A 13,689-nucleotide genomic window follows, 5' to 3' on the forward strand; every position below is an offset into this window, starting at 1 on the left:
ACCGAACTTAGGAGAGTGTGAAAAATGAGAATAACAGACCTGATGATTAAAGAAACGATGATCATGGACCTGCAGGCGACGACAAAAGACGAAGCGATTGAGGAACTCATTGCTAGCCTTGAAGCAAGTGGACGTATTAATGACCGTGCCTTGTTTAAAGAAATGATTTACAAACGTGAAGCAGAGTCCAGCACTGGAATCGGCGGCGGCATTGCGATGCCGCATGCCAAGACCAAAGCTGTGAATGAAGCGACTGTCGTTTTCGCCAAAAGCAGTAAAGGCGTAGAATTCGAATCGTTGGACGGTGAGCCGGCAAAAGTGTTCTTTATGATTGCGGCTCCAGAGGGAGCAGCAAATACGCATCTTCGCACATTGGCAGCCCTTTCCCGGCTCTTAATTGATACCGATTTTATCGGGAACCTTATGAAAACGCAAACACCGGATGAAGTATCTGTGTTGTTTGATACCAAGCAGGCGGAAGAAGAAGCTGCCAAAAAAGCAAAAGAGGCTAAGAAAGAGGCAGCCAAAGCGCAGCAAACGCCAGACGTTATCGTTGGCAATCCGAATTCTGACGAGTTTGTGGTTGCAGTGACCGCTTGTCCTACAGGCATTGCACACACGTTTATGGCTGAAGATGCTCTTATTAAGAAAGCGAAAGAAATGGGTGTAAATATCCGTGTAGAGACGAATGGCTCGGAAGGCGCACAAAACGTACTGACAGCGGATGAAATTCGTCGTGCCAAAGGAGTAATCGTCGCAGCTGACAAGAAGGTTGAAATGGCCAGATTTGACGGTAAACCTGTATTACAAAGACCGGTAAGTGACGGTATTCGTAAATCTGAGGAACTGATCCGCAAAGCGCTGAACGGCGATGCGCCAATTTATCGTAGTGAAGGTAAAGGCAGCGCTGAAGAGTCGAAAGCGGAGAAGAGCAGCGTAGGCAGCAAAATCTACAAGGATTTAATGAACGGTATTTCTCATATGCTACCATTCGTTGTAGGCGGGGGGATCTTGCTAGCCATTTCCTTCTTGATTGAACAGGTAGCGGGAGAAGATAATGTATTCTTCCAACTGTTACAAACGATTGGCGGCGGAACAGGTGCGTTCCACTTCCTGATTCCGATACTGGCCGGATTTATCGCGATGAGTATTGGAGACCGCCCGGCACTGATGCCAGGTATGGTTGGGGGTCTGATGGCTGTAAACTCCAATGCAGGTTTCCTTGGCGGTCTGGCAGCAGGTTTTCTGGCTGGTTATGTGGTGATCTTCCTGCGTAAAGCTTTTGCAGGTCTACCAAAAACGCTGGATGGTTTAAAACCAATCTTGTTATACCCGGTATTCGGACTCCTAATTACAGGCGCGATTATGTTCTACCTGTTTGATCCAATTTTCGGTGGTATTAATACGTGGCTTGTCAACGTTCTGAACAATTTAGGAACAGGTAATGCAGTTATTTTGGGTCTGATCCTGGGCGGAATGATGTCGATTGACATGGGTGGACCTTTCAACAAGGCAGCTTACGCATTTTCGATCGGTGTCTTTACTTCCAGTGGTAACACGAACGGAGCTATGATGGCGGCTGTTATGGCGGGCGGCATGGTACCTCCGCTGGCAATCGCATTAGCTTCGACGTTCTTCAAAAATAAGTTTACTGAGCAAGAGCGCAAGTCTGGCTTGACGAACTATGTACTTGGATTGTCCTTCATTACGGAAGGAGCCATTCCATTCGCAGCTGCTGATCCTCTGCGTGTCTTAACCTCTTGTATTGTAGGTTCAGCGATTGCTGGTGGTCTGACGCAGTTCTGGCAAATCAATCTTCCAGCTCCACATGGCGGAATTTTTGTAGCAGCTCTTGCCAATCATGCTTTGCTGTTCTTGCTTGCAGTGGTGATTGGTTCCGTAATTTCCGCGCTCATTCTGGGACTGTGGAAAAAACCGCTTGAAGCGAAATAACAGGTATGACAACAAGAGTATAAAAATAAAGAGAGGGCCACATTTTCTTAGGCCTTCAAAATAGTAAAGCCGCTAAACACCAGGTTTCTGAGTGTTTAGCGGCTTTTTCTTTATGCAAAGATGATATAACTTATTAGTAGTCTCTCATAGATGCTATAGCCTGCAAAGCTCCTTAACCAGCTGTATAAATAGCTTTCGGGCCGAAGACATATACTGCTGGTGATGGTTGTTTTGTAATAGTCCAACGGCAATATTAGGGTCTGTTAACTGGAGGGGGACGGTGACCAGTTCCTCCGGCAAAGGCATTGACGATAGAACCACTCCAACTGAAGGAATCGTTTTTACGAACGTGGGGATCGACGAGATTTGACTGACAGTATAAAAAAACGGCATCGACGGGAAGTGTGAAAGCTCTTTCTCCAGTCGTATATGGTACAAGCAGTTCTTACCTCCGACGATAAGCGGATACGCGTACAGATCTTCGAGCTGAAGCTCACTTTTTGCCGCGAAGGGATGATTACGGGACACAATAAAGGCGATGTGTTCGTGAAATATGGATTCAAAGTGTAAAGAAGGAATGGAGTGAGGTTCCCCAGAGATAGCAAAATCCAGCTTACCATCCACCAAAGCATGTGCGAGTGCATCCGTGTTTCCAACTGTAAAATGACATGTAATATTCGGTTTATGCTCTCGAAACTGCTGCAGAGCCAAGGGGAGTAAGGTAGCCGCTACCGTTTCAAGCACACCGATATGGAGCGTGCCGATCTCCTCCTTTTTCAGCGACTTCGCCTGGTCCATTACAAAATTCCAATGCTGAATAAGTCCGTCTATCTCCTCGGCATATAGTTTGCCCGGGGACGTTAACTCCGCATCCCAACCCCTTTTAAAAAGTTGAAATCCCAGCTCTTTTTCAAGCCTCTGGATTTGGTTCGTGACTGTAGACTGAGCGTAGTTTAATTTGACAGCAGCTTTTGAAAACGTTCCTTCTTCGATTATGGTACGAAATGTAGTTAATTCTTTCAGATCCACGCTTGCTCATCTCCATCGATGAAATTGAATATATTTATGATTATTTTCAATTATACAGATGAAAGTAAGAGGAGTACAATCATCTTATCCCAACGGATAGGAGAGATGAACATGCCATTTGTACGAGTTGGCTACATGGAGCAACAATACACAGAGCAAGAGCTGTCTGACATTAGCTGCTGTATCATGAATGCTTTGATCGAACATTTTCAGGTTCCGGAAAAAGATTACTTTCAGGCTTTTCATGCTCATAAGCAAAGCGAGTTTTATTATAGTCCCGATTATTTGAATGTATCCAGAACAGACAAGCTGCTGTACATCCAAATTACGATGGGATCGGGTAGAACTACGGAACAAAAAAAGGATTTTTACCAAAGATTAGCCGAACTCATCTCTATTGAATGTAAAGTCCGACCGGAGGATGTTTTTGTGACACTGGTAGAGACTGAATTAGAGGATTGGTCCTTTGGCAATGGACTTGCCCAGATGATTGTATGAAGCATAAATTGATTAGATCGAGTGTTCGGGAAACGATCGGTGATTTTGCTCCCGCTTTTGTAGGTTATACGGAGGATGTCCTTTTTGGAGATGTATGGAGAAGAGGTGAGCTATCTCTAAGGGAACGGAGTCTCATTACAGTTGCCGCTCTGGTAGCGGGTGAGCATGTGAATCAACTTCCTTATCATCTGAACCTGGCCAAGGAAAACGGGATTTCGGAGGAAGAACTGGTTGAAGTCATTACACAGCTTGCCTTTTATGTAGGATGGCCCCGGGCAGCCTCAGCCATTCAGGTTGCCAAAGAGGTGTTTTGCAAAGAGCAAGAAAGTTAAGCATGAACCTAAAAAACTGCTAAGCACAAAGGATTCCGAGTGTTTGGCGGTTTTTTGGCATGATTGTATTGTTATTCTGCATTGAAAGCGGTATAGTAAGAGTAATTGAATGAGGGGTGAAGTGCCCTTCGGGATTGTTACTGGTGAGCAGGCGATACCCAAATAATGACTAATTGATTTAGTCGTTATTTGGTTTTTTTTTTGTTATTACAAACTTTGTCATTACATCAATGAGGTGAGCAGATAAATGATCATCCGGCAAATTTTTAACAACAATGTTATCCGAGTCGAAAATCAGGTGGGTCATGAATTTGTTGTCATAGGGAATGGTCTAGGCTTTAAAAAGAAAAATGGCCAGAGGGTCGATGAAGACAAAATAGAAAAAACCTTTGTATTAAAGTCCGATAAAATTCCACAAAAATTAATAGATCTTATTGGGGAAACATCTGTAGAGTATTTAAAGGTGGCGGATGAAATTGTAGGCAGCGCAAAAAAGGAAATGGGAGATATTTTTAGTGACAATATCTATATTTCTCTGATTGACCATATTCAATTTGCCATCTCTCGATACAGAAAATCCGTAGGACTTAAAAATTCACTGTTATGGCAAATTAAAAAATTTTACAAAAAAGAATTTATGATCGGAATGAACGCATTGGACATCATCCATGCTCAATTTGGCATCCAAATGGATGAGCATGAAGCAAGCTTTATTGCTATGCATTTTGTAAATGCAAGACAAGACGGTCAGGGAATGAAACAAACGGTTGAGATTACCGAGATTATTGATGACATTTTCAACATTGTAACCGATTACTACGAGATTACACTGGATGAAACTTCGTTCAATTATTCCCGTTTTATTACTCATTTGCAGTACTTTGCCCAACGATTGCTGAGCAATGAACAAGAACAACTAGCTTCAGGGGATAATTTCTTGTATGACCAAGTCAAAGATAAATACGAGAAGGCTTTTCAATGCACCCAATTAATCAATCAATATTTAGAGTTAAAGCATGAAAGTGCTATGTCGATTGATGAAAAAGTGTATTTGACGATTCATATACAGCGTGTAACCTCCAGAAATGATATAGCTAGTTCTTAGAAAAAAAGCTTGCAAACGATTTCTAAGTGATTTATAGTAGGCTCACAACTTAAATATAAGGATTGTTACTGGTTAAGCAGGCGATACCTAAATGAATGGCAGTGATCATTTTCTTTGATCATACAGGCCTTTCGTTTAGGTATTTTTTTGTTTCCATGCAATCTGCCCAAGAGGAGAATGAACATGGATCATAAGAAAATGGGCGAAGACATCGTACGTCTCGTTGGAGGAGAAGAAAATATCAATGGACTTGTCCATTGTGCTACACGACTCCGATTTGACCTGAAGGATTCACGAAAAGCCGAAAGAGAAGCGCTTGAGAAGCATGAGGGAATCATTACCGTTGTTGAAAGCGGAGGACAATTCCAAGTTGTTATTGGCAGCCATGTTGCCTATGTATATGCAGAGATCATGAAAAACAGGGATTTTGGATCGAATTCCCCTGCAGCCAGTGAATCCAGTGGGAAAAAAACATCGGTCATATCCACAATCTTTGAAGTCATTTCCGGTAGTTTCTCCCCATTGATTCCAGCGATGGCGGGCTCGGGAATGATAAAAGCACTCCTGACGGTTTTGACCTTGCTAGGATGGATGTCTGCAACAAGTGATACTTATATGATCCTGTCTGCTGCAGGGAATGCTGTGTTTTACTTCTTGCCGATTTTACTAGGGATTACGCTTGGTATAAAGCTGAAGGCGAATCCTTATGTAGCTGGTGTGATCGGTGCGGCTCTCATGGAACCCAACTTTACGGGGCTGATGGACAAAGGCTCTGATGTATCGTTTTTAGGAATACCGGTGGTCATGATGAACTACTCCGCCAGTGTTTTCCCGATTTTTATATCCATTAGCATCTATGCGTTGGTAGATAAGTTTTTGAAGAAGATCATTCTTAAGGATTTACAGCTATTTTTAGTTCCGATGCTGGCTTTAATGATTATGGTTCCGCTATCTGCGATGGCTTTTGGACCTTTCGGTACAGGGGTAGGAGATTGGATTTCTTCAGGTGTGACATGGTTAATCGGTGTAAGTGGCATTTTGTCAGGGATTGTTCTTGGCGGTTTTATGACCTTTATGGTCGTCTTCGGACTTCACTGGGGTTTTACCCCGATCACGATTCAAAATATCGGTGTTGGCGGTGATCCGATTGAGGCGATGGCTGCAGCAGCTGTATTTGCTCAAATTGGGGTCGCATTTGGTATCTTCCTGAAGGCGAGAAAAGATAAAACACTTAGAACTCTTGCCGGTTCCACGAGTATTACAGGATTGCTGGCTGGTGTGACAGAGCCGATTGTGTATGGTCTGGTGCTTCGCTATAAACGTGTCATTCCGATTGTCATTATCGCAGGTGCTCTAGGCGGTGCCATCAATGGACATTTTGGAGTGAAAATGACGGCGTATGTGTTTCACAACATTTTTGCGATTCCAGTGTATACGCCAACCTTGTTATACGTGATTGCCATTGCCTGCTCATTCGCGGCAGCAACCGCACTAACCCTTATTTTTGGGTATGAAAGCAAGGTGAAGGAGGAGACCCCAGAAACAGTTGAATCCGTGAAAACAGCAGAACCAGAACCTGTTGTTACAGCAACCAAGGCTGTTGACATCAAGAAAGAAACGATCTACAGCCCGATCACAGGCAAGACGATACCATTGAGCCAAGTGAATGATTCGGCATTTTCTACAGGGGCGATGGGAAAAGGCTTAGCCATTGAGCCGTCTGTCGGTGAGGTCGTAGCGCCTATAGATGGAGTTGTAACCTCGCTGTTTCCCACAGGACACGCCATCGGCTTGACTTCAAAGGCGGGTACGGAGATATTAATTCATATCGGAATTAACACCGTTGCGCTGAAAGGGAAGCATTTTAATCCAGTGGTTAAAGAAGGCGACAGCGTGAAACAAGGCGATTTGCTAATCCAGTTTGACAGAGAGCAGATTATTGAAGCAGGATACGAAATCGTGACCCCTGTCATCGTCACGCTTACAAAAAATAAAGTGGATGTGTTTGAGACAAATCAGGAGCAAATTCAAAAAAATGAAGTATTGCTAACGTTGGTTGTGTGATACAGGAAAGCCTATCATCACATTCATGAATTGCAAAATCAGAAGGATATAACGATAACTGGAGGGACTATAGCATGAAACATAATCAATTGAAGGCATTTCCTGAAAATTTTTTCTGGGGAGGTTCAACTTCCGCTTATCAAGTAGAGGGTGCATGGGACGAAGATGGAAAAGGCCCCTCTGTGATTGACATGGCTAACCACATTGAAGGAGTCACTGATTTTAAGGTAACCAGTGATCATTACCATATGTTCAAAGAAGACGTAGCTCTGATGGCTGAAATGGGCTTTAAAGCATATCGTTTCTCGATTGCTTGGACACGTATTTATCCCCTGGGGGCAGGTGAAGTGAATCAGAAGGGAATCGCGTTTTACAGCTTATTAATTGACGAACTAATTAAATACGGGATTGAACCGATTGTTACCATGTATCATTTTGATCTGCCTTATGCTCTTGAACAACAAGGCGGTTGGTCGAAAAGGGAGACGATTGATGCCTTCGAACAGTATGCCAAAACATTGTTTGAGAACTTTGGAGACAGGGTGAAATATTGGTTAACCATTAATGAGCAGAACATGCTGATTCTCCATCCCGGTTCTATTGGCACATTAGATACAAGTCTGGAAAATCCGCAAAAGGTACTGTACCAACAAAATCATCATATGTTAGTCGCACAGGCGAAGGCGATGGTATTGTGCCACGAGATGCTGCCTGACGCGAAAATTGGACCAGCACCGAATATTGGGGTTATCTATCCAGCCAGTTCCAAGCCTGAAGATACGCTGGCGGCGGACAACTATGCAGCCATTCGCAACTGGCTCTATCTGGATATGGCTGTGTTTGGCCGATACAATCATATTGCCTGGAGCTATTTGGTCGAGAAAGGCTATGAGCCTGTCATTGAAGAAGGGGATATGGATATATTAGCGAAGGGGAACCCGGACTTTATCGCATTTAATTATTATACCTCTCAAACCGTAGGAGAAAGTTTAGATGACGGGAATGATTTTTCACATACAGGAGATCAGCACGAAATTGTGGGTGAACCCGGAGCATATCGAGGTTCCGTCAACCCCAACCTGCAAACGACGGAGTTTGGTTGGGAGATTGATCCGGTCGGTTTTAGATCCACGTTACGCCAAATTTATTCTCGCTACCACTTGCCTTTGATTGTGACAGAGAATGGCTTGGGCGCTTTTGACAAGCTTGAAGAAGGGGATCTAGTGAAAGACTCTTATCGTATTGACTTTTTCAAGAAACATATCGAGCAGATTCAACTGGCTATTACAGACGGTGTAGAAGTGTTCGGCTTCTGTCCGTGGTCTGCAATTGATCTGGTGAGTACCCACCAGGGCTCCAGCAAGCGTTACGGGTTTATCTATGTGGATCGTGAGGAGTTTGATCTCAAGGATCTGCGTCGTATTCGTAAACAAAGCTTTTATTGGTATCAAAAGCTGATCTCCACGAATGGTGAAATTCGTTAATTAAAGCATCGTAACTAGAGCACCTCCCTGGAAGGAAGATTTCCATTTAGGGAGGTGTTTATATTTTTAAACCTTAGGGAGAGAGGCTGTTCTCATTTAAGTAACGACTATACCTTTTCTTAGAAGTGTGATTATGTATTATATAATAGAAGAAACACAAACGGAAAGGACATCATGCATTGACCTTACAACAATTAAAATACGTCATTGAGGTTGCCAATCGCGGTTCCATGAATGAGGCGGCAAAGCGGTTGTTCATTTCCCAGCCCAGTCTGTCGAACGCGATTCGTGATCTGGAGGAAGAAATTCATATCACCATTTTTGAGCGTACCAATAAGGGGATTTCTTTGTCCAAGGAAGGCGTGGAATTCCTCGGTTATGCACGTCAGGTCGTTGAGCAGGCGGAGCTGCTGGAAAGTCGCTATCTGGATGCCAAGCCTACACCACAGCATTTTGCTGTGTCCACGCAGCATTACGCTTTTGCCGTAAATGCATTTGTGAATCTGGTGAATCAATATGGTCAAGAAGAGTATGAATTGGCTTTGCGAGAGACCAAAACCCATGAAATCATACAGGATGTCAAAAGCCTGCGCAGTGAGATCGGAATCCTGTATCTGAACGAATTTAACGCCAAGGTCATTAACAAGCTGCTAAAAGATGCGAATCTACAATTCAACAGCCTGTTTACGGCCAAGCCACATATTTTTATCAGTGCCAATAATCCGCTATCCCGACAGTCTATCGTGACCATTGACCAGCTTTATCCTTATCCATATCTTTCCTTTGAGCAAGGGGAGTACAATTCCTTTCACTTTTCCGAGGAGATTCTCAGTACGTTATCGCATCCCAAAAGCATTCGCGTCCATGACCGGGCGACCCTTTTTAATCTGCTCATTGGGTTGAACGGCTATACCATTTCTACCGGAGTGATCAGTGCCGATCTGAACGGTAACGACATTATTTCCGTCCCTCTGGAATGTGATGAGTCTATTAATGTGGGATGGATTTGCCATAAAAATGCTGCGCTCTCCAAGCTGGCCACTGTCTATGTAGAAGCGCTGCATGAGGCGATAGGGGAATAAAAAGTTGGGTATAGCCCTAGGCTATAACTAGCTATAGTTTATTGGAGTTACCTTATAACTGAAAATGTATGTTATCTTTCTTACAAGAACTTCACTATAGAAGCGAAAAAGGAGATAACCCTAATGAGCAGCATCCTTGATAATGCATCCCAACGTAAAGTGACCCCTTTTAGACATGATATGGTCGGCAGCTTTTTGCGCCCGCAAGCGATTAAAGACGCCAGAATTCAATTTCAAAATAATGAAATCTCTGCGGACGAGCTGAGAAAGATTGAAGATAACGAAATTATCAAGCTAGTGGAAAAGCAAAAATCCGTAGGACTTCAAGCCGTGACGGACGGTGAATTCAGACGCTCCTGGTGGCATCTTGATTTTATGTGGGGTCTGGACGGTGTGGAAAAGGTACAGCTTTTGAACGGCTACCAATTCCAAGGTGTGGAAACAAGAGCGGAAACTGCACGCTTGTCCGGTAAAATCGGACATTCCCGTCATCCTTTCATTGAAGATTTCAAATTCCTGAAGCAAGTAGCAGGTGAGGATGCGATCGCACGCCAAACGATCCCGGCACCTGCACAGTTCCTGGCCGAGCTATTGCGCGGAGAGAATAAAGAAACAACCGATACGTATTACAGCAATCTGGATGAACTGGTGACGGATATCGCCAAAGCCTACAAATCCGTGATTCAAGCGTTGTACAATGAGGGTTGCCGCAGCTTGCAACTGGATGATTGCACATGGGGTATGCTCTGTGATAAAAACTATTGGGAAGCTAGACAGCATGCGGGTGAAAATGTGGAAGATACCAAAAAGCTGTTCGCCCGTGTGAATCAGGAAACGGTGAAGGATCTTCCAGCCGATTTGGTCGTTACGACCCATGTATGCCGTGGTAACTACCATTCCACCTGGGCATCTTCTGGCGGCTATGAGCCTGTAGCCGAAACCCTGTTCGGCATCGACAACATCGACGGCTACTATCTCGAATTCGATACCGACCGTGCAGGCGATTTCACACCGCTTAAGCATCTGAAAGATCAAAAGCAGGTCGTACTGGGTCTCGTTTCCTCCAAAACGGGTGAACTGGAAGACAAGCAGACGGTCATTAATCGCATTAAGGAAGCGACTCAATTCGTCGACATCAACCACATCTGCCTCAGCCCACAATGCGGCTTTGCTTCGACAGAAGAGGGCAATATTCTGACAGAAGAGCAGCAGTGGAAAAAGCTTGCTTTCATTAAAGAGATTGCGGACGAGATTTGGAAGTAAGGTTTGGTTTAGGATATTTAAAAGGTTCTATTAGTTAAAGATATTTTATTGAAAAACACGTCATATATGGACGTGTTTTTTGATCTTTACAAGATTAGGTGGTGGTTTTCTTTTGATTGAATTCTATAACATTAACAACATGGTCATATGGTTTCGCCAAACTGATGGCGGGAAACTCTAAAAAAGCATAATCTCTGAGTATCCTAAAAAAGGCTAAGACTCTTTTATGTTTGTCCACTTCCTATTTACAACTCTTGCATACAATGGATTGTAGAATGGTATTAAGAGGGAGTGACAAAAAAATGAGTCTTTATTTTCGAAACAGCACCAATTCTACCGTACAGGTAGCCATTTTCTATCACGCGAGTAGGTGTGGGTTTGTCTTTGTGGGACAAACTGGTATATTGTCTACCTGGTACCGTTTGGCGCCTGGTCAAACGAGGGAAGTTGTTACTGGCAACGTAGGGGATAGAACAATATATTATTACGCTGAGAGCGTATCAAGAAATCTTGTGTGGTCAGGTAGTTTCCCCATACATGTTCCTAATTATAACTTCAGTGGATGTTGGATCTGGAATATTAATGGTAATCTATGCAATAATTGCAGAAGAGTTGGTTTTAAAACACTTAACATCCAACGCGGTTTCGTGAACTTTACAGTCAACCTTATTACAAATAGTGCTCAAAGAAAAACGAAGCTAAAAAATGTTCGTATGGTATTGCCCACAAAAAGGGTAAAAAGGAAATTTAAATTGAATGACCGCAAGAAACTACCTAGAAGCCAATAATTTCATAATGGCGGGAAATCCTTTGCAATTTCGTATTCGATTCGGTTCGCGCTTTTATATAAGAAACTTGAAATTAAGATAATACTGGATATATATATGTTATTTTAATGTTCGATAGGGTATTGAACTTACGTAAAACAATAGTGCAATAGGAACTGCCTTGTTAACTAAAGGTGGCTCCTTTATTTTTGCTAAAAAATCCTTTTATTTTGTAATCTCCCGTATCACATTCCTCGCCAAGCGTACTTTCTCTGGACTCGATTTTTGGAGTATTTTTACGATTTCTTGTATATCAGTTTCATGTTTTGTAACCTTAATATCCTCATTTACATAAGCAAAAAGCTGAATCAAATTAACATCCAGTGCATTAGCAATTTTAGCTATATTTATTAAAGATACGTTTTTTTCTCCACGCTCAATCTGCCCTATGTATGAAAAATGGAATCCACCTTTTTCCCCAAGCGACTCCTGAGACAATCCTTTTTCTTTTCGCAAAGCACGTATTCTGGCACCCACTAATTTAAGAACTTCTTTATCTTCCATCGTCTACACCTCACTATTCTAAAAGTGTAGACAAGATATCCAAACGAAAACATTGAATAATGAATATAATAAATAATAATAATATCTATAAGTATTATTTTGGAGTATAATAAGACTAATATTGAAATTCTCTGGAGGAATAGATATGAAAGAAGCCCTTCTACCTTTATTCCAAGTCCCCCTCAACCGTCCAGACCCTCACAACACCTACATAATTCAATAACCGATTTCCACACTCTATCTCAATACCACATGAAACTAGCCCAAATCCTGTACAAGCACAATCAAGTCCAATGCTGCATTATCCTATGTGACTGGGCGTTAACTTCCATGTTAAAAGCTCTATATATGAAAGAAAACAACAGCCTTTTTCCTCCCGGATTCCTGTCTATGACTGACCTGCTGCACTTATTACATACCGAAACCACCCTGGATTAGATGTTGTCGTATTTATAGGTACCACTCAATTTCTTTCATCCCAGTTAGAAACCCCGCTCCTTCAAATGATGAGGCACAAGGATGTGAGCAGGCTGTTGCGCAGAACTAACGATATTCTCTGCCAGTTGTCATCCAGAGTCATTAGCGATCTATCTCAAACGTATCAGTCCATTTTTTTGAGTAGCCCTTCTATGGCAATAAACTTGCCGATTCGCCCTGTCGTTATCCACTTTTCTACATACGATAAGAGTAAGCTTTAATGCAAGGAGGGATTCAGACATGGGTGAAGTAGGTTACGGTGGAGCATGGACATCCACAGGAGCGATTTTGGTATTGTTCATTTTGTTGGTAATTATTACTAAGTCTTTTCTGATCTAACAGCAGGTTAGCATCGCTTAAATCACAAATCGGCCTTCTTTCACGACATCGTGAGGGAGGGCTTTTTATGCAGAATGGGTGTTAGTCCAACATGTTGTCTGGCCCTGCAAGCATTGTTATACTTTACATACAGGGAGATTTTCCCTCAAGTATATGGCAATACGGATAGCGTATGACGTGGAAAAACAGAAATTAGCTGACCAAAATCAGGAGGATCACATGATGAATACGGCAAGCAGTCCATTTCAATTTACAACAGATACGGCGACTCTTTGCCTATTTGATACGCAAGCTCTTAAGCATCGTTTGGACGATGATCCGGATTGGTGGTCCATTGAAGAGGACGAGCTGGGCGAGTTGAACAAAGGAAATGTAGCTTTTTTGAATCTGGGAGCGGACGGGACCTATGAGGTTGTGATGACAGATCATATTGACAAGCCTACTGTGCGGCTGTTTTTGAAGGTTCCCTCAGGCAACCTGTTTATTGGAGCAGGGGAGGAAGCCACAAGTGGTGGACTGGAGCCTGAGTGTGCATGGGGAGGGACGTTCCTATCTGTGCAACCGGGACTTTATGAATGCATGGCAAGCAGAGAAGACAACCGTATTTACCTTTCTATAAAAAAAGGAAGCGAAGGCAGCAATAGCTTTACAGGTCTGATTCGACTGTAGATTGCAGAATCAATACGTGACGGCCATACATGCCGCCTGAACAGGTGGAAGCAGGAACAACCG

At 43.0% G+C, this 13,689-nt stretch carries 12 protein-coding genes; 10 read left to right on the plus strand and 2 right to left on the minus strand.

All coding sequences use genetic code 11. The features are described from left to right. Positions 1-24 precede the first annotated feature (24 nt). Entirely contained in the window at positions 25-1,953 is a 1,929-nt protein-coding gene (locus NSQ57_RS08485; protein ID WP_029516646.1) for a fructose-specific PTS transporter subunit EIIC, read from the plus strand. Between the two features lie 153 nt (positions 1,954-2,106). Here the strand turns inward: NSQ57_RS08485 and NSQ57_RS08490 are convergent, their stop codons facing one another. Further along, entirely contained in the window at positions 2,107-2,982 is an 876-nt protein-coding gene (locus NSQ57_RS08490; protein WP_029516647.1) for a LysR family transcriptional regulator, read from the minus strand. Between the two features lie 111 nt (positions 2,983-3,093). On the opposite strand from NSQ57_RS08490, the gene NSQ57_RS08495 reads away from it, so the two are divergent. The 7 genes from NSQ57_RS08495 to NSQ57_RS08525 all read left to right on the plus strand — a co-directional run bounded on the left by NSQ57_RS08495 (position 3,094) and on the right by NSQ57_RS08525 (position 10,810). After that, entirely contained in the window at positions 3,094-3,480 is a 387-nt protein-coding gene (locus tag NSQ57_RS08495) for a tautomerase family protein (RefSeq protein WP_029516648.1), read from the plus strand. Continuing rightward, positions 3,477-3,812 carry a carboxymuconolactone decarboxylase family protein gene (locus NSQ57_RS08500; RefSeq protein WP_029516649.1) on the plus strand — a complete coding sequence of 112 codons (336 nt, stop codon included), beginning with the start codon at positions 3,477-3,479 and terminating at the stop codon, positions 3,810-3,812. Before NSQ57_RS08495 ends, NSQ57_RS08500 begins: the two co-directional genes overlap by 4 nt. Before the next feature lie 247 nt (positions 3,813-4,059). After that, positions 4,060-4,917, plus strand: a complete 858-nt coding sequence (locus NSQ57_RS08505; protein ID WP_029516650.1) for a PRD domain-containing protein — start codon at positions 4,060-4,062, stop codon at positions 4,915-4,917. A 183-nt stretch (positions 4,918-5,100) separates the two neighbouring features. After that, complete coding sequence (locus NSQ57_RS08510) at positions 5,101-6,981, plus strand: beta-glucoside-specific PTS transporter subunit IIABC (RefSeq protein WP_029516651.1); 1,881 nt, start codon at positions 5,101-5,103, stop codon at positions 6,979-6,981. Between the two features lie 74 nt (positions 6,982-7,055). After that, on the plus strand, positions 7,056-8,465 hold the full coding sequence (locus tag NSQ57_RS08515) for a glycoside hydrolase family 1 protein (RefSeq protein ID WP_342425909.1): 1,410 nt from the start codon (positions 7,056-7,058) through the stop codon (positions 8,463-8,465). 179 nt (positions 8,466-8,644) lie between these two features. Continuing rightward, entirely contained in the window at positions 8,645-9,547 is a 903-nt protein-coding gene (locus tag NSQ57_RS08520; protein ID WP_340955037.1) for a LysR family transcriptional regulator, read from the plus strand. Positions 9,548-9,670: 123 nt separating this feature from the next. Further along, positions 9,671-10,810, plus strand: coding sequence for a 5-methyltetrahydropteroyltriglutamate--homocysteine S-methyltransferase (locus NSQ57_RS08525; protein WP_029516654.1), 1,140 nt, complete (start codon positions 9,671-9,673; stop codon positions 10,808-10,810). Positions 10,811-11,802: 992 nt separating this feature from the next. On the opposite strand, the gene NSQ57_RS08530 is transcribed toward NSQ57_RS08525, so the two are convergent. Further along, a complete protein-coding gene (locus tag NSQ57_RS08530) occupies positions 11,803-12,141 on the minus strand; it encodes a helix-turn-helix transcriptional regulator (RefSeq protein ID WP_029516656.1) in 339 nt (112 codons plus the stop codon). Between the two features lie 717 nt (positions 12,142-12,858). Here NSQ57_RS08530 and NSQ57_RS08535 point away from each other — a divergent pair. Together NSQ57_RS08535 and NSQ57_RS08540 are read left to right on the plus strand one after the other, a co-directional pair. Continuing rightward, on the plus strand, positions 12,859-12,957 hold the full coding sequence (locus NSQ57_RS08535) for a hypothetical protein (protein WP_014599622.1): 99 nt from the start codon (positions 12,859-12,861) through the stop codon (positions 12,955-12,957). A 219-nt stretch (positions 12,958-13,176) separates the two neighbouring features. Continuing rightward, a complete protein-coding gene (locus NSQ57_RS08540) occupies positions 13,177-13,626 on the plus strand; it encodes a DUF6386 family protein (RefSeq protein WP_342425910.1) in 450 nt (149 codons plus the stop codon). The last annotated feature ends 63 nt before the right edge of the window (positions 13,627-13,689 follow it).

This window comes from Paenibacillus sp. FSL L8-0502 (assembly GCF_038593055.1).
Taxonomy (GTDB): Bacteria; Bacillota; Bacilli; order Paenibacillales; family Paenibacillaceae; genus Paenibacillus; species Paenibacillus polymyxa_D.

What these genes read in the sequence shown, in the direction of transcription:
- NSQ57_RS08485 (WP_029516646.1), top strand. Translation starts at nt 25, where the DNA reads ATGAGAATAACAGACCTGATGATTAAAGAAACGATGATCATGGACCTG.
- NSQ57_RS08540 (WP_342425910.1), top strand. Translation starts at nt 13,177, where the DNA reads ATGATGAATACGGCAAGCAGTCCATTTCAATTTACAACAGATACGGCG.
- NSQ57_RS08510 (WP_029516651.1), top strand. Translation starts at nt 5,101, where the DNA reads ATGGATCATAAGAAAATGGGCGAAGACATCGTACGTCTCGTTGGAGGA.
- NSQ57_RS08525 (WP_029516654.1), top strand. Translation starts at nt 9,671, where the DNA reads ATGAGCAGCATCCTTGATAATGCATCCCAACGTAAAGTGACCCCTTTT.
- NSQ57_RS08495 (WP_029516648.1), top strand. Translation starts at nt 3,094, where the DNA reads ATGCCATTTGTACGAGTTGGCTACATGGAGCAACAATACACAGAGCAA.
- NSQ57_RS08505 (WP_029516650.1), top strand. Translation starts at nt 4,060, where the DNA reads ATGATCATCCGGCAAATTTTTAACAACAATGTTATCCGAGTCGAAAAT.
- NSQ57_RS08530 (WP_029516656.1), bottom strand. Translation starts at nt 12,141, where the DNA reads ATGGAAGATAAAGAAGTTCTTAAATTAGTGGGTGCCAGAATACGTGCT.
- NSQ57_RS08535 (WP_014599622.1), top strand. Translation starts at nt 12,859, where the DNA reads ATGGGTGAAGTAGGTTACGGTGGAGCATGGACATCCACAGGAGCGATT.
- NSQ57_RS08500 (WP_029516649.1), top strand. Translation starts at nt 3,477, where the DNA reads ATGAAGCATAAATTGATTAGATCGAGTGTTCGGGAAACGATCGGTGAT.
- NSQ57_RS08515 (WP_342425909.1), top strand. Translation starts at nt 7,056, where the DNA reads ATGAAACATAATCAATTGAAGGCATTTCCTGAAAATTTTTTCTGGGGA.